This window comes from Nocardioides sp., assembly GCF_030149505.1.
In the GTDB taxonomy this organism is placed as follows: Bacteria; Actinomycetota; Actinomycetes; order Propionibacteriales; family Nocardioidaceae; genus Nocardioides.
Genome location: NZ_JASBRN010000057.1, coordinates 60,895 through 82,275 on the forward strand (window position 1 = coordinate 60,895; position 21,381 = coordinate 82,275).

At 73.4% G+C, this 21,381-nt stretch carries 21 protein-coding genes and 4 pseudogenes; 10 read left to right on the forward strand and 15 right to left on the reverse strand.

What is annotated here, in order from left to right:
• The first annotated feature begins 13 nt into the window (after positions 1–13).
• From Q1V71_RS12770 to Q1V71_RS12780, 3 genes are all read left to right on the forward strand, one after another.
• Complete coding sequence (locus Q1V71_RS12770) at positions 14–499, forward strand: flavodoxin family protein (RefSeq protein WP_300644201.1); 486 nt, start codon at positions 14–16, stop codon at positions 497–499.
• Positions 500–574: 75 nt separating this feature from the next.
• On the forward strand, positions 575–1,384 hold the full coding sequence (locus Q1V71_RS12775; RefSeq protein ID WP_300644202.1) for a septum formation family protein: 810 nt from the start codon (positions 575–577) through the stop codon (positions 1,382–1,384).
• Positions 1,381–2,277, forward strand: coding sequence for a septum formation family protein (locus tag Q1V71_RS12780; RefSeq protein WP_300644203.1), 897 nt, complete (start codon positions 1,381–1,383; stop codon positions 2,275–2,277). The genes Q1V71_RS12775 and Q1V71_RS12780 overlap by 4 nt, the downstream gene beginning before the upstream one ends.
• Before the next feature lie 22 nt (positions 2,278–2,299).
• Here the strand turns inward: Q1V71_RS12780 and era are convergent, their stop codons facing one another.
• From era to Q1V71_RS12830, 10 genes and pseudogenes are all read right to left on the reverse strand, one after another.
• Positions 2,300–3,223 (reverse strand): GTPase Era, encoded by a 924-nt coding sequence (gene era / locus Q1V71_RS12785; protein WP_300644204.1) that lies wholly within the window; start codon positions 3,221–3,223, stop codon positions 2,300–2,302.
• Positions 3,223–4,017 carry a siderophore-interacting protein gene (locus tag Q1V71_RS12790; protein ID WP_300644205.1) on the reverse strand — a complete coding sequence of 265 codons (795 nt, stop codon included), beginning with the start codon at positions 4,015–4,017 and terminating at the stop codon, positions 3,223–3,225. The genes era and Q1V71_RS12790 overlap by 1 nt, the downstream gene beginning before the upstream one ends.
• Before the next feature lie 13 nt (positions 4,018–4,030).
• Positions 4,031–5,365 carry a cyclopropane-fatty-acyl-phospholipid synthase family protein gene (locus tag Q1V71_RS12795; RefSeq protein ID WP_300644206.1) on the reverse strand — a complete coding sequence of 445 codons (1,335 nt, stop codon included), beginning with the start codon at positions 5,363–5,365 and terminating at the stop codon, positions 4,031–4,033.
• Positions 5,362–6,726 carry an FAD-binding oxidoreductase gene (locus Q1V71_RS12800; protein WP_300644207.1) on the reverse strand — a complete coding sequence of 455 codons (1,365 nt, stop codon included), beginning with the start codon at positions 6,724–6,726 and terminating at the stop codon, positions 5,362–5,364. Before Q1V71_RS12800 ends, Q1V71_RS12795 begins: the two co-directional genes overlap by 4 nt.
• 29 nt (positions 6,727–6,755) lie before the next feature.
• Positions 6,756–7,109 carry a cytidine deaminase gene (locus tag Q1V71_RS12805; RefSeq protein WP_300644208.1) on the reverse strand — a complete coding sequence of 118 codons (354 nt, stop codon included), beginning with the start codon at positions 7,107–7,109 and terminating at the stop codon, positions 6,756–6,758.
• The gene (locus Q1V71_RS12810; RefSeq protein WP_300644223.1) at positions 7,106–8,395 is read right to left on the reverse strand and encodes a hemolysin family protein; all 1,290 of its coding nucleotides are present in this window, start codon (positions 8,393–8,395) and stop codon (positions 7,106–7,108) included. Before Q1V71_RS12810 ends, Q1V71_RS12805 begins: the two co-directional genes overlap by 4 nt.
• The gene (gene ybeY / locus Q1V71_RS12815; RefSeq protein ID WP_300644209.1) at positions 8,395–8,850 is read right to left on the reverse strand and encodes an rRNA maturation RNase YbeY; all 456 of its coding nucleotides are present in this window, start codon (positions 8,848–8,850) and stop codon (positions 8,395–8,397) included. Before ybeY ends, Q1V71_RS12810 begins: the two co-directional genes overlap by 1 nt.
• A 64-nt stretch (positions 8,851–8,914) precedes the next feature.
• A pseudogene (locus tag Q1V71_RS12820) lies at positions 8,915–9,259 on the reverse strand (PhoH family protein); the annotation flags it as partial.
• Between the two features lie 273 nt (positions 9,260–9,532).
• Positions 9,533–10,099, reverse strand: a pseudogene (locus Q1V71_RS12825) (LAGLIDADG family homing endonuclease); the annotation flags it as partial.
• 135 nt (positions 10,100–10,234) lie between these two features.
• Positions 10,235–11,011, reverse strand: a pseudogene (locus Q1V71_RS12830) (PhoH family protein); the annotation flags it as partial.
• A 130-nt stretch (positions 11,012–11,141) separates the two neighbouring features.
• On the opposite strand from Q1V71_RS12830, the gene Q1V71_RS12835 reads away from it, so the two are divergent.
• Positions 11,142–11,417: a hypothetical protein gene (locus tag Q1V71_RS12835; protein WP_300644210.1), complete on the forward strand. Its 276-nt coding sequence runs from the start codon at positions 11,142–11,144 to the stop codon at positions 11,415–11,417.
• 16 nt (positions 11,418–11,433) lie between these two features.
• Here the strand turns inward: Q1V71_RS12835 and Q1V71_RS12840 are convergent, their stop codons facing one another.
• Positions 11,434–12,651: a hypothetical protein gene (locus Q1V71_RS12840; RefSeq protein ID WP_300644211.1), complete on the reverse strand. Its 1,218-nt coding sequence runs from the start codon at positions 12,649–12,651 to the stop codon at positions 11,434–11,436.
• A complete protein-coding gene (locus Q1V71_RS12845) occupies positions 12,648–13,001 on the reverse strand; it encodes an HIT domain-containing protein (protein WP_300644212.1) in 354 nt (117 codons plus the stop codon). Before Q1V71_RS12845 ends, Q1V71_RS12840 begins: the two co-directional genes overlap by 4 nt.
• A 103-nt stretch (positions 13,002–13,104) precedes the next feature.
• Here Q1V71_RS12845 and Q1V71_RS12850 point away from each other — a divergent pair, with 103 nt between their 5' ends.
• From Q1V71_RS12850 to Q1V71_RS12860, 3 genes are read left to right on the forward strand one after another with little or no spacing between them, the layout of a single operon-like run.
• Complete coding sequence (locus tag Q1V71_RS12850; RefSeq protein ID WP_300644213.1) at positions 13,105–13,632, forward strand: SigE family RNA polymerase sigma factor; 528 nt, start codon at positions 13,105–13,107, stop codon at positions 13,630–13,632.
• Positions 13,632–14,573 (forward strand): Gmad2 immunoglobulin-like domain-containing protein, encoded by a 942-nt coding sequence (locus Q1V71_RS12855; RefSeq protein ID WP_300644214.1) that lies wholly within the window; start codon positions 13,632–13,634, stop codon positions 14,571–14,573. Before Q1V71_RS12850 ends, Q1V71_RS12855 begins: the two co-directional genes overlap by 1 nt.
• A 29-nt stretch (positions 14,574–14,602) precedes the next feature.
• Positions 14,603–15,514 (forward strand): Gmad2 immunoglobulin-like domain-containing protein, encoded by a 912-nt coding sequence (locus tag Q1V71_RS12860; protein ID WP_300644215.1) that lies wholly within the window; start codon positions 14,603–14,605, stop codon positions 15,512–15,514.
• 6 nt (positions 15,515–15,520) lie between these two features.
• On the opposite strand, the gene Q1V71_RS12865 is transcribed toward Q1V71_RS12860, so the two are convergent.
• The 3 genes from Q1V71_RS12865 to hrcA form a co-directional block, all read right to left on the reverse strand.
• Positions 15,521–16,261, reverse strand: coding sequence for a 16S rRNA (uracil(1498)-N(3))-methyltransferase (locus Q1V71_RS12865; protein ID WP_300644216.1), 741 nt, complete (start codon positions 16,259–16,261; stop codon positions 15,521–15,523).
• 13 nt (positions 16,262–16,274) lie between these two features.
• Positions 16,275–17,447 carry a molecular chaperone DnaJ gene (gene dnaJ / locus Q1V71_RS12870; RefSeq protein WP_300644217.1) on the reverse strand — a complete coding sequence of 391 codons (1,173 nt, stop codon included), beginning with the start codon at positions 17,445–17,447 and terminating at the stop codon, positions 16,275–16,277.
• A gap of 85 nt (positions 17,448–17,532) precedes the next feature.
• Complete coding sequence (hrcA, locus tag Q1V71_RS12875) at positions 17,533–18,588, reverse strand: heat-inducible transcriptional repressor HrcA (RefSeq protein WP_300644218.1); 1,056 nt, start codon at positions 18,586–18,588, stop codon at positions 17,533–17,535.
• 172 nt (positions 18,589–18,760) lie between these two features.
• Here hrcA and Q1V71_RS12880 point away from each other — a divergent pair, with 172 nt between their 5' ends.
• The 3 genes and pseudogenes from Q1V71_RS12880 to Q1V71_RS12890 all read left to right on the forward strand — a co-directional run.
• Complete coding sequence (locus tag Q1V71_RS12880; RefSeq protein WP_300644219.1) at positions 18,761–19,471, forward strand: hypothetical protein; 711 nt, start codon at positions 18,761–18,763, stop codon at positions 19,469–19,471.
• A gap of 21 nt (positions 19,472–19,492) precedes the next feature.
• Positions 19,493–20,350 (forward strand): MBL fold metallo-hydrolase, encoded by an 858-nt coding sequence (locus Q1V71_RS12885; protein ID WP_300644220.1) that lies wholly within the window; start codon positions 19,493–19,495, stop codon positions 20,348–20,350.
• A 479-nt stretch (positions 20,351–20,829) separates the two neighbouring features.
• A pseudogene (locus Q1V71_RS12890) lies at positions 20,830–21,381 on the forward strand (hypothetical protein); the annotation flags it as partial.

Consider the following 21,381-nt stretch of genomic DNA (forward strand, 5'->3'; position numbering starts at 1 on the left):
TAGGGTCGGGCACATGGCCCGGCTGCTGCTCGTCCACCACTCCCCCACCCCCACGCTGGCGCAGCTGGGCGCCGACCTGCTGGCCGGAACGCAAGACGAGGCGATCACCGGCGTCGAGGTGCTGGTCCGCCCGGCCCTGGAGGCCAGCGCCGAGGACGTCCTCGCGGCCGACGGCTACCTGCTCCTCACCCCCGCCAACTTCGGCTACATGTCCGGGGCCCTGAAGCACTTCTTCGACTCCCTCTTCCTGCACGTCGGTGGTGCGCTCGCGGACGACGGCTCAGGGGTGACCGCCGGGGGCGGGCGCCGCCCGTTCGGGCTCGCGGTCCACGGCCGCTACGACACGACCGGCGCCGTCCGCTCGGTGCTCGCGATCACCGGCGCGCTGCCCTGGCAGCAGGCCGCTCCGGTCCTGGAGGTGCTCGGCGACCCGGACGAGGAGGCGCGCGCGGCGGCGTACGAGCTGGGCGGGACGCTGGCGGCGCTGCTGTCCTCCTGAGCGCACGTCCTGGCCCCGCGGTCGTCGGGGGCGACGGGTAGCCTCCTCCCCGTCCCCACGACCCTGGAGCCCGAGGTGCCGTTGAACTCCCGAGCCGTCCGCGGCCACGCTCCCGCGCTGCGGCTCGGCGGACTGGCCCTGCTGCTGGGTCTCCTGGCGGCCTGCGGCGAGGACGAGTCCGGGACGGCGAGCACCGAGCCCCCCGAGGTCGGCGCCTGCCGGCTGCTCGACGCCGAGGACGTCGCCCTGCCCTCCGACGACTCCCCCGTCGTGGACTGCGCCGAGCGGCACACCGCCGAGACCTTCGAGGTCCGGGAGCTCCCGGAGGAGCTGCACGACCTCGAGGCCGACGACCCGCAGATCGGGGCGCACGTCTACAAGACCTGCGCCCCCGCGTTCGCCTCCTTCCTCCGCGCCGACGAGTCGGCGGTCATGCGGACCGTCGTCTCCTGGGCCTGGTTCGCCCCGGAGGAGGCCGCCTGGGAGGCCGGGGCCCGCTGGTTCCGCTGCGACGTCGTCGGGGGCGGACCGCAGCTGACCGAGTACCGCGCTCTCCCGGAGACCGCCCAGGGGCTGCTCGAGGGCCTGCCGCCGGACCAGTGGATGGTCTGCGCCAACGGCCGCACCGTCAACGGCTCCCCCAAGGTGCCGTGCTCGGAGCCGCACACCTGGCGCGCGGTCACCACGATCAAGGTGGGCGAGCCGGCCGAGGACTACCCCGGTGACCGGATCGTCGAGGTCACCACCCGCGACTTCTGCTCCGACTCCGTCGGCGCCTGGCTGGGCTACCCGGACTCCTACGAGTTCGGCTACACGTGGTTCAAGCAGGCCGAGTGGGAGGTCGGCAACCGGAGGTCGGTGTGCTGGGCGCGCACCCAGCAGTGACGGCAGCGCTGAGGGCGCGCGCGGTCGGCCTGGTGCTGCTGGTCCCGCTGGTGCTGGCCGGCTGCTCGGACGCCGCGCAGGAGCCGGGGTCCAGGGCGGGCGACGTGACCGCGGACGCCGCCGGCCAGGAGGCCGCACCGGACGCGGCGGCTGCGGACGGGTCGCGCGTCGCCGGGCCGCAGCGGCCCGCACCCCCGCCGGAGCGCGGGTGCTACGACCTCGACCTCGACGCGGCGCTCGCCGCCACCGACGACAGCCCCACCCGTCCCTGCGCCTCCCCGCACACCGCGCGCACGTTCCTCGTGGGGCGGCTGGACCGGGCGGTGGACGGCCACCTGCTGGCAGTCGACTCCGACCGGGTCCGCTCCCAGGTGGCCACGCAGTGTCCCGCGGCGTTGCCGGGCTTCCTGGGGGGAGGCGAGGACGGCTGGCGGCTGAGCGTCCTGCGCGCGGTGTGGTTCACCCCGACGCTGCCCGAGGCCGACGCCGGCGCCTCGTGGTTCCGCTGTGACGTGGTGGCGCCGGACGGTCGGGGCGGTCTGCTGCCCCTGGCCGGGCGGCTCGAGGGGGTCCTCGCCACGGTGACCGGCCGGGACCGCTGGGGCCTGTGCGCCACCGGAGCCCCCGACGACCGGGACGCCCGGCGGGTGGCGTGCGCGGAGCAGCACAGCTGGCGCGCGGTGTCGGTGGTCGAGCTGGCCGGCACCGGCGCAGCCGGCGAGGACTACCCCGGCGAGCAGGCCGCGCGGGAGCGGGGGCAGGAGCCCTGCGAGCAGGTCGGTCGCGACCGCGCCACGGACTCGCTGCAGTTCACCTGGGGCTACGAGTGGCCCAGTGCCGAGCAGTGGGCCGCCGGCCAGCGCTTCGGGCGCTGCTGGTTGCCGGTCACCTGACCGGGCGCGACCGGCGCTCGGGCTAGAAGCCGAGCTTGCGCAGCTGGCGCGGGTCGCGCTGCCAGTCCTTGGCGACCTTGACGTGCAGGTCGAGGTAGACCGGCGTGCCCAGCATCGCCTCGATCTGCTTGCGCGCCACCGTGCCGACCTGGCGCAGCCGGGCCCCCTTGTGGCCGATCATGATCCCCTTCTGGGAGTCGCGCTCGACATAGAGGTTGGCGTGGATGTCGAGCAGCGGCTTGTCCTCCGAACGGCCCTCGCGCAGACCCATCTCCTCGACCACGACGGCGATGGAGTGCGGGAGCTCGTCGCGCACGCCGTCGAGAGCGGCCTCGCGGATCAGCTCGGCGGCCAGGATCTCCTCGGGGCTGTCGGTGAGCTCACCCTCGGGGTAGAGCTGCGGCCCCTCCGGGAGCATCCCGACGAGCAGGTCGGCCAGCAGGTCCACCTGGTCACCGGCCTTGGCCGAGACGGGGACGATCTCGGCCCAGTCGGTACCCGTCTCCACGCCGAGCTGCTGGATGTCCAGCAGGTGCTGGCCGATCCGCTCGGGAGAGGCGAGGTCGGTCTTGGTGGCCACGGCGATCTTCGTCGTACGCCGCACCTTGGCCAGCTCCCCGACGATGAACCGGTCGCCGGGGCCGATCTTCTCGTTGCTGGGGAAGCAGACCGCCACGACGTCGACCTCCGCCCAGGTCGTGGTGACCAGGTCGTTGAGCCGCTCGCCGAGGAGCGTGCGGGGGCGGTGCAGGCCGGGGGTGTCCACGAGGATCAGCTGGGCGTCGGGGCGGTGCACGATGCCGCGCACGACGGTGCGGGTGGTCTGCGGCTTGTCGCTGGTGATGGCGACCTTCTGCCCGACCAGGGCGTTGGTCAGGGTCGACTTGCCGGCGTTGGGCCGCCCCACGAAGGAGGCGAAACCCGAGCGGTGCTGCTGGTCTGTCATCACTGGGCCTCCCGTGCCTGGTCGTCCCGTGCCTGGTCGTAGTCGGCCCAGATCTCCTCGTCGCTCTTGCCCGCGGCCTTGCCCGCGCGCCAGATCGGGCCGGGGTCGACGGCGCGCGGCTGGCGGGCCTGGCCTCCGCGCCAGTAGCCCATGACGTCGTACTGCTCGGAGGGCAGCCGAACGTCGCGCATGAGGTGCTTGCGGATCGCGCGCATCTGCGCGGACTCGCCCGCCATCCAGAAGTAGCCGGGGCCCTCGGGCCAGGTGAGGTCCGCGACGACGTCGGCCAGCGCGGACTGCCCGTCCCCGGGCTGGGCGAGCCAGGTCACCTCGACGGTGTCGGGGAGGTAGCCCTGGGGGCGCTCGGGCACCTCGGCCCAGACCCGGACCGGCAGGTCCGTGGAGGAGCAGATCCGCGCGATCGCGGGCAGCGCGGTGAGGTCGCCGACGAGCATCAGCCAGCCCGCGTCGGCGGGCGGGGTGAACGAGCCCTTGGGGTCGGTGACCACCACGGTCTCCCCGACCACGCCCTCCGGGCGCTGGGCCCACTCGGTGACCAGGCCCTCGTTGTGGACGACCACGTCGAGCACGAGCTCGGAGCCGTCCCAGGAGCGCACGGTGTAGTAGCGCGACTGGAACTGCCCGGGCACCACGAGGGCCACCCACTCGTCGGGCAGCCCGGTGCTGGTGAAACCGGCCAGGCCCTCGCCTCCGAGGCGCAGGCGCAGGAGGTGGTCGGCCAACCGCTCACGACCCAGGACGGTCGCGGAGTGCTGCTGGGCTCGGACGCTCACGTCCGGACCCTACTCACCAGGTCGGACGCAGGGGGAATCCGTCGCGGCCCTCGTCGTCGGTCCGCACGGCCAGCACCTGGTGCAGCTGAATCTCGTTGCGCTCGAAGGCGATCCGGCTGCCGGCCATGTAGAGCCCCCAGACGCGGGCCGTCCCCTCGCCGACCTCGGCGACCGCCTCGTCCCAGTGCTCCACCAGGTTGCGGCACCACTCGCGCAGCGTGAGGGCGTAGTGGAGGCGCAGGTTCTCCTCGTGCACGACCTCCAGACCGGCGTCCTGGGCTGCGCTGATGACCGTGCCGACACCGGTCAGCTCCCCGTCGGGGAAGACGTAGCGGTCGATGAAGGCCCCGACCTCGCGCGGGCGGTTGTCGTGGCGGGTGATGCAGTGGTTCAGCAGCCGGCCCCGGGGACGCAGGTGGTCGCGCAGGAAGCCGAAGTACGCCGGGTACTGCCTGACCCCGATGTGCTCGGTGAGCCCGATGGAGCTGATGGCGTCGAAGTCGCCCTCGAGCACGTCGCGGTAGTCGCTGTGCCGGACCTCCACGAGGTCCCCGAGCCCGTCGCGGTCGATGGCCTCCTTGGCCCACGACGCCTGCTCGCGGCTCAGGGTGACCCCGAGCGCCTGCACGCCGTAGTGCCTCGCGGCGTGCCGGACCATGCCGCCCCAGCCGCAGCCGACGTCCAACAGCCGCATCCCGGGCTGCAGGCCGAGCTTGCGGCACACGAGGTCGAACTTCTCGAACTGGGCCTGCTCCAAGGTGGCGTCCTGCTCGGGGAAGACCGCGCAGGTGTAGGCCATCGAGGGCCCGAGCACGAGCTCGTAGAAGGCGTTGGAGACGTCGTAGTGGTGCGAGATCACCTCGGCGTCGCGGCTGAGGGAGTGCCGCAGCCCCTCGACGGTCCGGCGCCAGCGTGGGAGGTGCTCCTGGGGCGGCGGGGGCGGCGGCTTGAGGGCTGAGAGCCCGACCGTCGAGGCCAGCCCGCGCACGAGCGAGACCGCCTCGCCGAGGCTCGGTGCGCGGAACCGGAGGTGGCTCTGCAGGAGCCGCATCGCCTCGTAGGGGTCGCCCGGGTGGACGCCGTGGATGTCGAGGTCACCGGAGACGTAGGCGCGGGCCATGCCCAGGTCGCCGGGGGCGGTCAGGAGGTAGGACAGGCCGCGCGAGTTCTTCAGCTCCAAGGTGATCGTCGCGTCCCGGGGACCGGCCACGCTGCCGTCGTACGCCTCGAAGCGCACGGGCATGCCGTCGCGCAGCAGCGAGGCCACCGCCTCGCCGATCGAGGTCCTGCCGCCGTTGCCGTTGCCCTTGCCGTTGCCGTTGCCGTCGCCGTCGTGGGCTGGGGTCATCGCCTGCGCACCGCCTTGTCGTAGAGGGAGGTCAACCGGTCGTCGGGGTCGTGGGCAGCCTTGACGGCTGCCAGGTGGGCGCCGTCGTAGAGCCGGTCGAAGGTGGCGCGGTCGTAGAACGCCTCGGAGTAGAGCGACTTGTGGCCGCCGAGCTCGAGGACCTTGTCCTCGACCGCGCGGTTGACGGGTCCGTCGGGGGCCTCGGGGCCGACCGGCACGGTGCCCCAGAAGCCGACGTTGACGTAGGTCTCCCCCGGCTCGAGCGGGTACGTCGGCCAGTCGCGCTGCGCGACGAGCGGGCAGATCCACACCGGCGTCATGCCCACCAGCTCGTCGAACCAGTCGAGGAACTCCGGCAGCCGCTCCACCGGGACCTCGACGTCCTGGACGACCCGCTCGCGCTGCGGCCGCCCCGCTCGGCGGTCGAGCCGCTCGACGATCCCGAAGCGGGTGTCCAGCCCGACCAGCCGGTGGTAGACGTCACTGCGGCGCCAGCGCCGCGGCCACAGCCGGCGCACCAGCGGCCGGTGCAGGCCCAGCGCCCCGGAGCACCAGAACCAGTCGGTGTCCCAGCGCCAGAGGTAGTCGTCGGTGCTCAGCACGTCGTGCTCGCGCTCCTGGAGGCTCTGGAAGAAGATCCGGTCCCGGGTGTAGTCGCTGGCATCGCGGGCGGGGCCCTCGGCCCAGCGCGCGAGCGTCAAGTAGGCCTCGTGCGGGCCGAAGACCGTGCCGTCGAGGGCGTCGACGCGCACGCCCTCGTGCTCGCCGGTCCCGGTGATCTCCGCGACCGCCTCGGCCAGCCGGCCCCGGTCGTCGAACCGCACGTGCTGCAGCCGCACGTGGCCGGGGGCCTCGACCAGCTCGATCCTCAGCCGGGTGGCGTAGCCCAGGGAGCCGTAGGAGTTGGGGAAGGCGTCGAAGAGCGCGTCGCCGGGACGGGTGGTCACCACCTCGCCGGCGCCGGTGAGCACGTCCATCTCCTGGACGGCCTCGTGCGGCAGCCCGAGCCGGAAGCTCGTGGACTCGATGCCGAGCCCCGTGACGGCCCCGCCCAGCGTGATGGTGCGCAGCTGCGGCACGACGGTCGGGACCAACCCGTGGGCGAGCGTGGCGTCGACGAGGTCCTCGTAGGTGCACATGCCCTGGACCTCGGCGGTCCGCGCCGCCCGGTCCACCTCGATGACGCCGTCCAGGTCGCTCACGTCCAGCCCCGGCGAGCCGGTCGCCGCCCGCGGGCGGAACAGGTTGGAGGTGCGCTTCGCGAGCCGGACGGGCACGCCCGGCGGGATCGCGGCGTACGACGCCTGCAGCCGCTCGACCGCGGCCGCGTGCTCCCGCCAGGGGTCCCGGACGTCCCTCACACCGACGACGCTACCCCCACGGGTATGCCTCAAGAGGTGCTGGACGCGCCGATCGTCCCGCGCGGGTCGCCGAGGTGCAGCACCACGCCGGCCCCGGCGAAGTCGCGGACCGCGGCCAGGTCGGCGGCGGCCAGCTCCGCGGCCTCGCTGAGCACCACGGCCGCTTCCAGGCCGGCCGAGCCCGACGCCACGGCCATCGCGATGCAGGTGCCGAGCGCGGAGACCTGCAGCGAGGGCAGGTCGACGGTGGCGGCGGCGTAGGTGCGGCCGTCGCTGTCGCGGACCGCGGCACCCTCCGCGGCGCCGGTGCGGGCGCGGGTGGCCCGGGCCAGGGTCACCAGCTTCTTGTCCTCGGCGCTCAGCTCGTCACTCGTGCTGGTCACTCGTCCTCGTCCTCCTCCTCGTGCTCCACGCGCGTGATGAGCACGGTGTCGATCTTGTTGCGGCGTCCCGAGGCCGACTCCGCGACGAACCGCAGGTCGTGGGCCTCCACCGTCGAGCCTGGGATCGGCACGAGGCCGAGGTGCTTGGCCATGAGCCCGCCGACGGAGTCGACGTCCTCCTCCTCGACGTCGAAGCCGAAGAGCTCCTCGAGGTCGTCGACGGGGAAGCGCGAGGGCACCCGGAACAACCCCGGCCCGACCTCGTCGGCCTGGACCTCCTCGGGGTCGTACTCGTCGCTGATCTCCCCGACGATCTCCTCGAGGATGTCCTCGATGGTGATGAGGCCGGCGGTGCCGCCGTACTCGTCGACGACGACCGCGACGTGCTGGCGCCGGGCCTGCATCTCGCGCAGCAGGTCGTCGACCGGCTTGGACTCCGGCACGAAGTAGGGCTCGCGCATGACCGAGTCGATCCGCTCGGTGAACTCCGCGTCGGGCTCGTCGAAGTCGCGACGGACGAGGTCCTTGAGGTAGGCGATGCCCACGACGCGGTCGAGGTTGTCCTCGATCACCGGCACCCGGCTGAAGCCGCTGCGCAGGAAGAGCGAGAGGGTCTGGCGCAGGTTCTTGTGGCGCTCGACGAAGACCACGTCGTTGCGCGGGACCATCACCTCGCGTGCGGTGGTGTCGCCGAGCTCGAAGACGGAGTGGATCATCCGCCGCTCCTCGCTCTCGATGAGCGAGGAGGCCTCGGCGAGGTCGACGAGCTCGCGCAGCTCGGTCTCGGTGGAGAACGGGCCGTCGCTGAAGCCCTTGCCGGGGGTGATGGCGTTGCCCAGCAGGATCAGCACCCGCGGGAGCGGGCCGAGGATGCGGGTGACGAAGGTGAGCGGCCCGGCCGAGAGCAGCGCGACGGACTCCGAGTGCTGGCGGCCCAGGGTGCGGGGGGCGACACCGATGACGACGAAGGAGACGACCAGCATCACCGCGACGGTCACCGCCACCGTGAGGCCCCACGACTCCTGCAGGCGCTGGCGCACCAGGTGCGTGGCCAGCACGATCGCGGTCACCTCGCACGCCAGGCGCAGCAGCAGCGCGGTGTTGAGGTAGCGCGGGGCGTCCTCGAGCAGGTGCAGGAGCCGGCGGGAGCCGGCGCGGTCCTCCGCGGCCAGCTCGCCCGCGCGCGCCTGGGAGAAGGAGCCGAGCGCGGCGTCGGCGGCCGAGAACACCCCCGCGAGCAGGACCAGGGAGGCGACCGCGACGAGCAGCCAGACGTCGCCCGGGATCACGTGAGGGTGGCGCGCCAGGCGGCGAGCAGCTCGTCCTGGAGGCCGAACATCTCGGCGTGCTCCTCGGGCTCGGCGTGGTCGTAGCCCAGCAGGTGCAGGACCCCGTGCACCGTGAGCAGGTCCAGCTCGGCGACGGTCCCGTGGCCGGCGGTCTCGCCCTGGCGCTCGGCGACGACGGGGCACAGCACCAGGTCGCCGAGGACGCCCTCCTCGGGCTCCTCGCCCACCAGCCCGGGGCGCAGCTCGTCCATCGGGAAGGCCAGCACGTCGGTGGGACCGACCTTGCCCATCCACTGCTCGTTGAGCTCGGCGATGGTCGCCTCGTCGACCGCCTTGATGCACAGCTCGGCCAGCGGGTGGACGCGCATCCGGTCCATCACGAACCGGCTCAGCGTGCTCAGTCGGCGCACGTCCACGTCACGCCCGGACTCGTCGAGGACCTCGATGCTCACGGGGCCATCCTCGCGCACGGCCTCGGTGGACGGCCCGGGCCCCTTCGTCACGAGCGCCCCGGGGTCACGAGCGCTGCTTGCGGTGCGTGCGCGCCGGCGGGCCGCTGCGCGGAGCGTCCTGCTGTGCGCGGGCGTCGAACTCGTCGTACGCCGCCACGATCCGGCCCACGAGCTTGTGCCGCACCACGTCGGCCGAGGTGAGCCGGTGGAAGCCGATGTCCTCGACGCCGTCGAGGATGTCCTCGACCACGCGCAGTCCCGAGCGGACACCGCCGGGCAGGTCGGTCTGGGTGACGTCGCCGGTGACCACGATCTTGGAGCCGAAGCCCAGGCGGGTCAGGAACATCTTCATCTGCTCCGGCGTGGTGTTCTGCGCCTCGTCGAGGATGATGAAGGAGTCGTTCAAGGTGTTGTGGGTGACGATGAAGTCGTCGGTCACGTAGAGCGAGTTCTCGGCCGCGACCTGGATGCACATGGTGTCCTGCTCGCCGATCGGCTCGATCGAGTCGATGAAGCGCATCGGCCGACCGCCGCCCGTCTCGGCGTACTTGGCGGCCTTGCGTCCCAGTCTGAACGGAGTCAGACCCTCCGGGAGCCGGATGTCGATGACGTGCGCGTCGTGGACGTAACCGACCGGTCGGCCATTCGCCCGGCCGGGCGCCCGACCAGCCGCCGGCCGGGTCCGGACGTAGGCGACCCCGCCCAGGGAGCGGACCAGGAACAGGACATCGTCACGTAGCCGGGCCGAGGTGGTGGAGTACTGGACGCGGCAGGTCCGCCCCACCTGGGTCACCGGTCCGCCATCGGTGTCGAGCAGTCCCTGGAGCAACCAGATCCGCACCCACGCCGAGTTGAACTTGTAGCTGTCGGGCACGAACTTCGTCGACGACGTGCAGCCCGCCAGTCCGAGCTCACGGATCGTGGTCGTGACCGGGTTGGCGACACGGAGACCACCGCGACCGCCCTGGCTGTGCCGCAGCACGTAGTCGTAGTCGGACTTCTTCACCAGCTCGATGTCCGGCAACCGATCCTCCAGCGCCTGGGCCAGCTCAGGATCCGCGGTGGTGAAGCCGGGTGTCGTGGCAGTCGTGATGCAGCCGTCGCCGAGCAGCAAGCCCAGCGCGTAGGGATCCATCGGTACGGGCTGGCTCTCGAACTCGACCGGGTCGATGAGCGGGAGCTCGTACCTCCGGGCGTGTCCACGACGCAGGGACCCGATCATCTCCTGGGTCTCGAGCGTGCGCACCATCCCGTCCCGCTTGTCCTCGGGCGTCTGCACGGTCCACAGGTGCTCGCCGCAGGCCACTGTGGAGGCACCGTCCTGGGTCGTGACCCGATAGACCGGCTTCCTCCCCTGCGGATGGATGCCGAGGACGGGGGTGGGCAGGCCGTTGAGGCCGACGACGAGGTCTCCGACGCGGAGCTCGCCCATGGTGCTCCAGCCCGTCGGGGTCAGGATCTTCGCGTCGTACGGCTGCGCGCGCCCACGCATGTAGGCCAGGGGCGCGACCTCGATGGTGCCGGCCGCCATGAGCTTGGGGATCGAATCGGGGTCGATCATGTCGTGCAGCGCGTCGTAGAGCGGGCGCAGATAAGGGTCGATCTTCTCCCCCAGGGTGCCCGGCAGGAAGCCGAGGTGCTCGCCGGCCTCGACCGCGGGGCGGGTGAGGATGATCCGGTTCGCCTGCTTCGCGTGCAGCGCCTGCACGGCCTTGGCCATGGCCAGGTAGGTCTTCCCGGTGCCGGCGGGGCCGATGCCGAAGGTGATCGTGTGCTCGTCGATGGAGTCGACGTAGCGCTTCTGGTTCAGCGTCTTGGGCCGGATCGACCGGCCGCGGTTGGAGAGGATGTTGAGGCTCAGCACGTCGGCGGGGCGCTCGGTGGTCTCGGCCCGCAGCATGCCGAGGACCCGCTCGACGGTGTCGCCGGTGACGCTCTGCCCGGTGCGCAGGATGGTGACCAGCTCGTCGAGGAGCCGCTCGCCCAGCGCCAGCTCGGACGGCTCGCCGATGAGCGTGATCCGGTTGCCGCGCACGTGCAGGTCGGCGTCGAGGGCCTCCTCCAGCTGCGCGAGGTGCTCGTCCCCGGGCCCGAGCAGGCTGACCATGTCGATGCTGTTGGGGACCACCACGGTGTGGCGGGTCGTGTGCGCGTCAGTCATGGATGCCCGGGAGGGCCCTCTCTGCAGTCGGGAGGCGTGCTGGTCGGAACCCCTTCACTGTACGGCGTGGGGTGGCGACCTCCCAGCGAGTTCCCCCGCCCGCGCACCCCGACCCCGTACCGTGGGGGCCGTGCCCGGACTCGACCCCCACCTGCGCGAGTGGGACGACGAGGACCCGGATCCCGACGACGAGTCGCTGCCGCCGTACTGGTTCCCCGGCGAGGCGATGCCCGGCGACGCCCGGCGGATGGGCCTGACCCACCACACCGTCGAGGGAGCGCTGCTGGACTTCGGCGGCCGGCTGGACTCCACCAAGCCGATCCACCGCTGGACCGCGTGGTTCCTGCTGGTGGTGTTCGGGCTGCCGGTGGTCTTCGCCGTGATGCGGCTCTTCTACTACCTCTGAGGCTCCTGCTCTGAGCTCAGAAGGCGCTGGTGGGCTCGCCCGAGGCGTAGGTGACCTGGAGCGTGCCCAGGCACATCTCGTCGGTCGACCCCTCGCCCCACAGGACGTAGCGGTCCTCCTCCTGCCCGTCGAACGCGGGCAGCTTGTCGCGCAGCCACTGCTCGTGGCGGCAGGTGACGGTGAGGGTGTCGCCGGGTCGCAGGGTCGCGGGCTCGATCCGCCGGCTGCCCTGGTCGTCGAAGTCCCACAGGTCGATGTCGAGCAGGGTCCGCTCGCGGTCGGTGCCCTCGTTGGCCACGACGCTGATCTCGCGTCCCAGCAGGTGCATGTGCCCGGCGACGCCGTGGACGGTCATCTCCTGGGAGACACGACGGGTGCAGGTCGTGGTTTCCGAGGGCTCCTCGAGTTCCCCGCACAGCAGGTGCAGGGCGTCCGCGGTGAAGGCCGCACCGCCGAAGCGCTCGCGCAGGTCGGCCATCGCGGCGTCGCGCTCGCACAGCGGGCCGTCGTCGCGGGCCGCGCGGCACGGCAGCTCGACCGGGGCCGGCATGAGGTAGGTGTGCAGCGCGTCGAGGTCCCGGTCGCCCGGCAGCCAGCGCAGCTGCGTGGCCGAGGTGTCCGGGGCGGCCCCCTGCAGCAGGTTGTAGTGCACCTGCATCACCACGCGGCTCCCGGCCTCGAGCCGGGTGCCGAGGCCGTCGGGCGTGCGGGTCTCGTCGCCGCCCGGGGCCCAGGCGGCCAGCCAGTTGGCGTCGGTCAGGCGGGCGAAGTCGCCCTCCAGGCCGGTGCCGCCGAAGCAGGTCCAGCCGGGGTCGACGGTCTGGGCGTCCTGCTCCTCCGCGGCGGCGACCTGGTCGGGCTCGACCTCGAAGAGGATGACGTGGTGCACGACGTCGGGGTTGCCGGGCAGCACGTGGCTGCCGGTGAGCCAGACGTCCTCCTCCAGCCCGGGGTCGAGCAGGAAGCAGCGGTAGTCGTCGGTGCCGGCGCCGGTCGGGGCGCTCGGGGTGTAGGCGGCGTCCATCTCCAGGGTCATCCGGCGCTCGCCCTCGCGCAGCGGCAACCGCTTGCCGGGGTCGACGGAGCGCAGCTGCTGGGCGGCCACCTCCGGCGGGGCGGGCGGCTCGAGGACGTCGGCCGCGGAGCCGGTACGCCGGTCGGTGCGCTCCCACGTGGCCGCGACCGCCACGGTGCCGACGACGGCGAGCAGGAGCGCGGCCAGCCGGCGGCTCATCCCGGGGGCCAGGTCAGGTCGCGGCCGGCCAGGACGTGCACGTGCGTGTGGAAGACCGTCTGCCCGGCCTTGGCCCCGGTGTTGAACACCAGGCGGTAGCCGTCCTCGTGGCCCGCGGCGGTCGCCACGGCGTGCGCGGCGTCGACGAGCTCGGCCATCGCGACCGGGTCGCCCACCGCGAGCTCGCCGGCGTTGGCGAAGTGGGCCCGCGGCACGACCAGCACGTGGGTCGGCGCCTGCGGGTCGATGTCGCGGAACGCCACCGTGCGCTCGGTGACGTGGACGATCTCGGCCGGCACCTCGTCGGCCACGATCTTGCAGAACAGGCAGTCGTCGGACTGTGCGGTCATGGGTTCCCTCCCGGGGGCGATCGTCTCATGTCAACCGGATCGGCGGGTCGTGCGTCGTACTAGCGTGACGATCCCGGTGCCGACCCTCGAGGGGAGGGTGCGCATGAGCTCCTCCTGGAGCGCCGACGAGGCGCTGGAGGCGTTGTACGCCGCGCACTGGCGACCGCTCGTGCGGCTCGCGGTCCTGCTCGTGCGGGACCTGGGCACGGCCGAGGAGGTCGTGCAGGACGCGTTCGTCGCCGTCCACGACCGCTGGGGGCGGCTGCGCGACCCGGACCGCGCGCTGCCCTACCTGCGGCAGGCCGTGGTCAACGGGTCGCGCTCGACGCTGCGTCACCGCGGAGTCGTCGAGCGGCACGCCCGCGCCGAGGGACGACGACCCGACGGCGGGGTCCCGGGCGCGGACGAGGCCGCGGTCGCCGACGAGCGCCGCGCCACCGTGCTGGCGGCCCTCGCGCACCTGCCCGAGCGGCAGCGCGAGGTGCTCGCGCTGCGCCACTACGCCGGCCTGTCCGAGGCTGAGATCGCCGCCGCGCTCGGCATCTCGCCCGGCTCGGTGAAGACCCACGCGTCCCGCGGGGGCGCGCGGCTGCGCGAGCTGCTCGCGCCCTACCTCGCGGAGGAGGACTGATGGACGACGCACGACTCGCCGCCCTGCTGGAGGACGCCGTCAGCGACGTCGAGCCCGCCCACCGGATCGGCGAGATCCGGGAGCGGGTGCAGCCCTCGCGCCAGCGGTGGTGGTACGCCGGCGGCGGGCTCGTCGCCGCAGCGGCCACCGTCGCCGCGGTCGGACTGGTGGTCGGCGGGCCCCCGGAGCGGGGGGTCGATCCAGTCGGCACCCCCACACCGTCTGCTACACCCGACGAGGACGTGAGGGCCGAGCTGCCGACGCTCTACTGGATCGGCACCACGCCCCAGGGCCCCCGGCTCTTCGGCGAGCAGACCTTCGTCAACGCCGGGTACGGCGAGTCGCAGCTCCATGCTGTGCTGCGCTCCCTGGTCGTGGGCACGCCCGAGGACCCCGACTACCGGTCACCATGGACCGCGGCACGCCTGCTGTCGGCTCGAGAGACCGATGACGGGATCGTCGTCACGATCGACCTGGGCCTGGACGGATCCGCGCCGTACCTGGGGATCGAGCAAGTCGTCTACACGGTGTGGGACCTCCTGGACGAGCGCGCGCCCGTCACTGTCGACGTGCGCACCGAAGGCCCTCGTCGACCCGTGACGGTCACGTCCCGTGACGACCTGTCGGTCCTTTCTCTCGTGCAGGTCGACTCCCCCGCCGAGGGCCAGGAGGTGTCCGGGTCCTTCACCGTCAACGGCATGGCGTCGTCGTACGAGGCGACGGTGCCGTGGCGGCTGGAGGACGCGAGCGGCCGCGTCGTACGCGACGGGTTCGCGACGGCCGAGGGCTGGATGGGCGCGCTCTACCCCTGGGAGACCGAGGTGGACGTGAGCGGCCTGGCGCCGGGCACCTACACCTTCGTCGCGAGCACATCGGACCCCTCGGGAGGAACCGAGGGTCCGGGGCCCACGACCGACACACGGACGGTGGTCGTGCGATGAAGCGCCGTCACACGGGCATCATGGACACCATGCGCACCACTCCCCGTCGTACCTCCCTCGCCGCCGCCCTGGCCGTGGCCACCCTCCTCGCCGTGAGCGCCTGCGGCGAGGACGACACGGTCACCGACCCGGTCGCCGGGGAGGTCTCGGACAGCCCCTCGGCGAGCTCCGAGCCCTCGCCGGGCGACGCCACGAGCACCCCGGCCGAGGAACCGGCCGAGGCCGGGACGGTGCCGGTCTACTACGTCGGTGACACCGGCTCCGGCCCGCGGCTGTTCCGGGAGTTCCGGAAGGTCAGCGGTGAGCCCGCGCTGGGCGCCGCCGAGATGGCGGCCGCGGGCGTGCCGGCCGACCCCGACTACCGCTCGGCCTTCCCCGACGGCGGGGGCTTCTCCTCCGTCGCCCGCGAGGACGGTCGGATCGTCGTGACCACCTCCGACGACGCCTGGACCGAGCGCCCGTCGGGCCTGTCCGCGGCCGATGCGGAGCTCGCGCTGCAGTCGCTCGTCTACACCGTCCAGGGCGCCCTGCAGACCCGCGACGCGGTGGTGGTGGAGTCGCCCGGTGGCGCGTCCACCCTCTTCGGCATCGACACCGCCGACGGCGTCGAGAACGCCGACCAGCTGGAGGTGCTCTCCCTGGTCAACGTCACCTCGCCCGAGGAGGGCGCGGAGGTCCCCGACACCTTCACCGCCAGCGGCGTGGCCTCCTCCTTCGAGGCCACCGTCCCGTGGGAGGTCCGCGACGGCTCCGACGCGGTCGTGGCGCGCGGGTTCGCCACGGCAGAGGGCTGGATGGACGCGCTCTACCCCTGGGAGACCGAGGTGGACCTCTCCGACCTCGCCCCGGGCACCTACACCTTCATCGCGATGACGTCCGACCCGTCCGGCGGCGAGGGCAACCCGCCGATGTTCGACACCAAGGCGATCACCGTCGGCTGAGCCGGGTCAGCCCCAGCGGGCCGTGCGGGACAGCAGCGCCGCGACGGCCGTCACGCCGGCGGTCGAGGTGCGCAGGACCTCGGCTCCCAGGCGCACCGACCGAGCACCGGCGGCCGTGAGCGCGTCGAGCTCCTCGGGCGCGATGCCGCCCTCGGGGCCGACGACGACCAGGACGCTCCCCTGCGCGGGCACCTCGAGCCCGGCGAGCGGCGCGGTGGCGTCCTCGTGCAGCACGACCGCGAGGTCGGCGGCGGCCACCAGGTCGGTCACCTCGGCGGTGGTCGCGAGCGGCTCGACGACGGGGTGCCAGGAGCGGCGTGACTGCTTGGCGGCCTCCCGGGCGGTGGCGCGCCACTTGGCCAGGCCCTTCTCGGCGCGCTCGCCCCTCCACACCGCGACCGAGCGTGCGGCGGCCCACGGCACGACGCGGGCGACGCCGACCTCGGTCAGCACCTCCACGGCCAGTTCGCCGCGGTCGCCCTTGGGCAGCGCCTGGACGACGGTGACGGCCGGGGAGGGCTCGGGTTCGGAGGTCACCGAGGTCACCACGACCTCGAGCCGTCGCTTGCCGGTCTCCCCCACCTCGCCGACCACGGCGCGACCGAGCCCGTCGGTCAGCACGACCCGCTCACCGCTCCGCAGGCGGCGTACGGCGACGGCGTGGTGGGCCTCGTCGCCCTCGACCACCACCGTGCTGCCAGTAGTGGCGCCGTCGAGCGAGGGGACCAGGTGGACGGGCAGGCTCATCGGGTGACCCGGATCAGTGCGGGTTGAAGGCGTCGCGCAGGCGGCCGAAGACCGACTTCGCGCCCGGCTTGACCGTGCCCTCGGGGGCCTCCTCGCCGCGCAGGGCGGCGAGCTCGCGCAGCAGCTCCTCCTGGCGTGCGTCGAGCCGGGTCGGCGTCTCCACGGCGAGGGTGACGACCAGGTCGCCGCGGCCGCCGCGCAGACCGGGGACCCCGCGGCCGCGCAGCACCTGCTCGGTGCCGGACTGGGTGCCGGGGCGGACGTCGAGCTCGAAGGAGGTCTCGAGGTCGGTGGTCGGCTCGCCCTCGACCACGTCGGCCTCCAGCGTGGGCATCTCGATGGTCGTGCCGAGCGCGGCGGCGGTCATGGGGACGGTGACGGTGCAGTGCAGGTCGTCGCCCTGGCGCTTGAAGACCGGGTGCGGGGCGACGTGGATCTCGACGTACAGGTCGCCGGCGGGACCGCCGCCGGGACCGACCTCGCCCTGCTCGGCGAGCTGGACCCGGGTGCCGGTGTCGACGCCGGCGGGGATCTTGACCGTGAGCGAGCGGCGCGAGCGGACCCGGCCGTCGCCCGAGCACTCGCGGCACGGGTCGGGGATGACGGTGCCGAAGCCGCGACAGGCCGCGCACGGGCGCAGGGTGCGGATCTCGCCGAGGAAGGAGCGCTGGACGTGGGCGACCTCGCCCTGGCCGCGGCAGGTCTCGCACGGGATCGCGTGCGTGCCCGGCGCCGCGCCCTCGCCGGCGCAGGTGGAGCAGGTCACCGCGGTGTCGACCTTGATCTCGCGGGCGACGCCGAAGGCGGCCTCGGCGAGCTCGATCTCCAGGCGGATGAGGGCGTCCTGGCCGCGGCGCACGCGCGGACGCGGGCCCCGGCCGGTGCCGGTGCCCTGGGCACCACCGCCGAAGAAGGCGTCCATGATGTCGGTGAAGGAGAACCCGGCGCCCGCACCGGCGCCGCCCATGCCGCCGAAGGGGTCGCCGCCACGGTCGTAGGCCGCGCGCTTCTGCGGGTCCGAGAGCACCTCGTAGGCCCGGGAGACCTCGCCGAAGCGCTCCTTGGCGGAGGGGTCGGGGTTGACGTCGGGGTGGTACTGCCGGGCCAGCTTCCGGTAGGCCTTCTTGATGGTGGCCTCGTCGGCGTCTCGGGCGACGTCGAGGATCGCGTACAGGTCCTGGCTCACGGGCGGTTGCTTCCTGTCCTGTGCTCGGGTGCGGGGTGCTGGCTGGGGTGGGCCGGCGGGGCCCGGCTGCTCCGGTGGGAGCGGGTCAGGCCTCGTCGAGGATGCGGGTGACGTAGCGGGCGACCGCGCGCACGGCTGCCATGGTGCCGGGGTAGTCCATGCGGGTCGGGCCGACGATGCCCAGGGTCGCCAGCGACTGGTCCTCGGGGCCGTAACCGGTGGAGACCGCGCTGGTGGAGGAGAGCTCCTCGTAGGGACCCTCCGCGCCGATCCGGACGGTGACCAGCCCGCCGGTGCCCGCCTCGCCGAGCAGCTTGAGCAGCACGACGTGCTCCTCCAGCGCCTCGAGCAGGGGTCGTACGGCGGAGTCGAAGCTGTCGCCGTAGCGCGCGAGGTTCGCCGCGCCGCCGACCGCCACCCGCTGGTCGGAGCGGTGGTCGCTCATCGCCTCCACGAGTGCGTCGACCACGGCGCCGGTCGGGTCCGTGACCTGGCCTGGTGCCTGCTCGGGGTCCGGCTGCTGGGGCTCCGGCTGCTGGGGCACCGAGTCACGCAGCGCGGTGACCGCGTCGGCGATCCGCTGCCCGACGGCGGCGAGCAGGACCCGGCTGCGCAGGGCGGCCAGCTCCTCCTCACCGAGCGGGGACGTGAGCTCGACCAGGCGCTGCTCGACCCGGCCGGTGCTGAGGATCAGCACGACCAGCAGCCGCTCCGGGGCGAGAGCGACGAGCTCGACGTGGCGGACGGTGGAGGAGGAGAGCGTGGGGTACTGCACGACGGCGACCTGGCGGGTCAGCTGCGAGAGCAGCCGCACCGAGCGCGAGACCACGTCGTCGAGGTCCACGGCACCGTCGAGGAAGGAGGAGATGGCCCGCTTCTCCGCCGCCGAGAGCGGCTTGACGGTGGTGAGCCGGTCGACGAAGAGCCGGTAGCCCTTGTCGGTGGGGACGCGACCGGCGCTGGTGTGGGGCTGGGTGATGTAGCCCTCCTCCTCCAGCACCGCCATGTCGTTGCGGACCGTGGCCGGCGAGACGCCGAGGCCGTGCCGCTCGACGAGCGCCTTGGACCCGACCGGCTCCTCGGTGTGGACGTAGTCCTCCACGATGGCGCGCAGCACGGCGAGCCGACGGTCCTCCTGCACGGTCCACCTCCGAGGTCTGCGGTCGAGGGGGGCCCGGAGGCCCGTGGGGCCTGCGCTGGCACTCCGCAGGCCTGAGTGCCAATGCTACAAGCCGCTGGGTCGAGGTGCTGACAGGACCGCAAGGTCAGGTTAGGCTTGCCTAACTACTGCATCGCCGCACCTCGGAGGTCCCGTGCCGCTCGTCCGCTCCCCTGGAACCCAGCGCGACCCCTACTCCGTGGCGGCCCGCGCTCGGAGCGTGCTCGCCTGCCCCGCTGCGGCGGACCTCCGCCGGGACGGTCTGCCCGTCGACCTCGCCGAGGAGGTCCTCGGTCTGGACGACGACTCCGGGCGGCCCACGCTGCTGTGCCGCGCGGACGCGGCCCTGCTGACCGCGGCCGCGCGGCGCGAGGTGGTGTCGCTGCACCTCGTCGGTGGCGTCGACACAGGCGATCCCGCGCGGGCGGACCGGCTGCACCTCACCGGACGCCTGGCGCCCGGGGTCAGCGAGCGCTGCGGCAGCTGCCCCGAGGAGCACCGCGTCGCCGTGCTCGAGCCGTCCGCGGTCGTCCTGACGGTGCGGGGGCGGGCCACCCCCGTCCCGGTCGCCGACTTCCTCTCCGAGGAGCACGTGCTCAACCGCGGCTACCTCACGCGCGCCGCGCAGCACGCCACGACCTGCCACGGCGAGGAGCTGCGGCGGGCGGTCTCGCGGCGCACCGGGCTCCCTCCGGCCCGACTGCTGGCCGCCTCCCTCGGCGCGCTCACACCTGCCGGCGTGGACCTGCGCTGGATCGACGCCGAGGGTTCGCACTCCGAGCGCGTGCGCTTCAGCCCACCCGCTGCCAACCCGGCCGAGCTCGGCGAGCTGCTGCGCCGGCACCTCGACGGCGGGGTGTGCTGACCCCGCTCCTAGGGTGGCGGCATGACCGCCACTCACCCAGCCCTCGTCGAGGTCGCTGACCGCGTGTGGGTCGCCCGCCACGAGTGGTACGACGCCAACACCACCTACGTCGGCGGAGAGCGCGGCCTCGTGGTGGTCGACACGCACGCCTCGACCCGGATGGGCTGGGTGGTCGTGGAGCAGGCTCGCGCGCTCGGTGCCGGCGAGGTCGTCGCGGTCGTGACCACCCACGCCCACCACGACCACGTGCTCGGCACCGCGACGCTGCGCGAGGCCTACGGGGACGCCCTGCCCGTGCACGCGCACGAGACGTGCGTCGAGGAGCTGGCCGCGTGGGCGGCCGACCGGCCGGCGTACGACGGCGAGGAGCCGGTGCCGGGCGAGGTCGACGCGAGCCCGGTCGTGCTGCCCGACCACCCGTTCTCGTCGGTCGAGGTGGTCGACCTCGGCGACCGGGCCCTGGAGCTGGTGCACCCCGGACGCGGCCACACCGCCGGCGACCTGGTCGTGCGGGTGCCCGACGCCGACGTGGTGCTGGCCGGCGACCTGGTCGAGGAGTCCGGTCCCCCGGCGTACGGCGCCGACTCCTTCCCGATGGAGTGGCCGCTGGCCCTCGACGTCACGCTGCAGCTGTGCACGTCCGGCACGGTCGTCGTGCCCGGGCACGGGGCGCCCGTGGACCGGGAGTTCGTCATGGACCAGCGCGCCGACATCGGCGTCGTGGCCGAGACGATCCGCGACCTGGCCGGCCGCGGGGTGCCGCTCGCTCAGGCGCTCTCGGTCGGCGACTGGCCGATCGACCCCGCCCACCTCGCGCACGCCGTGACCCGCGGCTACGAGCACCTGCCGCGGAGCCAGAAGCGGTTGCCGCTGCTGTAGCAGCCCTCCGGCGGGCGGCCGGTGGGCCGAGGCACGCAACCGGGGACGCTCGGCGCGCGTCTTCAGGGAGCTGCAGACCGAGTACGCCGGGCGCTCGGGACCGTTCTCGGCGCTCGACGTCCTGGCCGAGAGCGGCGGCTGGTACGAGCTCCGCGACGGCGTCGTCGGCACCTGTCCCGAGAGGTCGGCCGAGGCCCCGGCCGAGCTGGAGGGGCTGCGCGCCCTCTCCCTCTCCTCCCCTGCCGACGTCACCTCCGCGTGCCTGGAGTGGTGGGGCGTGACGCTGTTCCTCGACGCGCAGGACCGGATCCGCGTCGTCGCACTGGGCCTGGGCTCTCCGTAGACATCGCACAGTGCGGCGCGCGTCGCCCTGCGCGTCGCATCGACCGTGGCGGCGACCCTTGTGGGTGTCGCGGAGGACGACTGGCGATACGAGATCTTCTCTTGCCTTCGAACTGGTGTTCGACTATGATGGCGACATGTCGCCAGCCTCCGAGCCCGCCCCGGAGTCGACGGCGCCTGCGATCGGCGACCGGACCGAGACCCAGGTGCTGGACCGCGTCTCGGCCTGCGCGAGCACCTGGCAGCGGATGGGCGCCGAGCTGCTGGCGCTGGCCTACGAGTGGGCCATGGCGCACCCCGCGGACCGCCTCGACCCCGCCGAGTCGGGCAAGCCCGGGCGGGAGAAGGCCAAGCTCTACGGCGGGGAGGGGACACCCGAGGTCACCGAGTTCGCCGCCGCCGAGTTCGGCGCCCGGATGGGGCGCGGCACCCACGCCGGACGCCGCTACATCGCCGCCGCACTCGACCTCACGCTCCGACTCCCGAACCTGTGGTCACGGGTGCAGGCCCTCGAGGTCCGCGACACCTACGCCATCCACGTCGCCGAAGCCACCCGCAACCTGAGTGCCGCCGAAGCAGCCTGGGTCGACGGCGAGGTCGCCGAGTCCGCCGACGGCCGCATCCCCTGGACCCGCTTCCAGACCCTCGTGGCCGGCAAGGTCACCGCCGCCGCACCCCACCTCGCCCGC

Excerpts from the sequence above, each read along its gene's own strand:
- Q1V71_RS12840 (WP_300644211.1), bottom strand. The coding sequence starts at position 12,651 with ATGAGCCGCCGGCTGGCCGCGCTCCTGCTCGCCGTCGTCGGCACCGTG.
- Q1V71_RS12770 (WP_300644201.1), top strand. The coding sequence starts at position 14 with ATGGCCCGGCTGCTGCTCGTCCACCACTCCCCCACCCCCACGCTGGCG.
- Q1V71_RS12845 (WP_300644212.1), bottom strand. The coding sequence starts at position 13,001 with ATGACCGCACAGTCCGACGACTGCCTGTTCTGCAAGATCGTGGCCGAC.
- Q1V71_RS12855 (WP_300644214.1), top strand. The coding sequence starts at position 13,632 with ATGGACGACGCACGACTCGCCGCCCTGCTGGAGGACGCCGTCAGCGAC.
- Q1V71_RS12860 (WP_300644215.1), top strand. The coding sequence starts at position 14,603 with ATGCGCACCACTCCCCGTCGTACCTCCCTCGCCGCCGCCCTGGCCGTG.
- Q1V71_RS12795 (WP_300644206.1), bottom strand. The coding sequence starts at position 5,365 with ATGACCCCAGCCCACGACGGCGACGGCAACGGCAACGGCAAGGGCAAC.
- Q1V71_RS12865 (WP_300644216.1), bottom strand. The coding sequence starts at position 16,261 with ATGAGCCTGCCCGTCCACCTGGTCCCCTCGCTCGACGGCGCCACTACT.
- Q1V71_RS12850 (WP_300644213.1), top strand. The coding sequence starts at position 13,105 with ATGAGCTCCTCCTGGAGCGCCGACGAGGCGCTGGAGGCGTTGTACGCC.
- era (WP_300644204.1), bottom strand. The coding sequence starts at position 3,223 with ATGACAGACCAGCAGCACCGCTCGGGTTTCGCCTCCTTCGTGGGGCGG.
- Q1V71_RS12885 (WP_300644220.1), top strand. The coding sequence starts at position 19,493 with ATGACCGCCACTCACCCAGCCCTCGTCGAGGTCGCTGACCGCGTGTGG.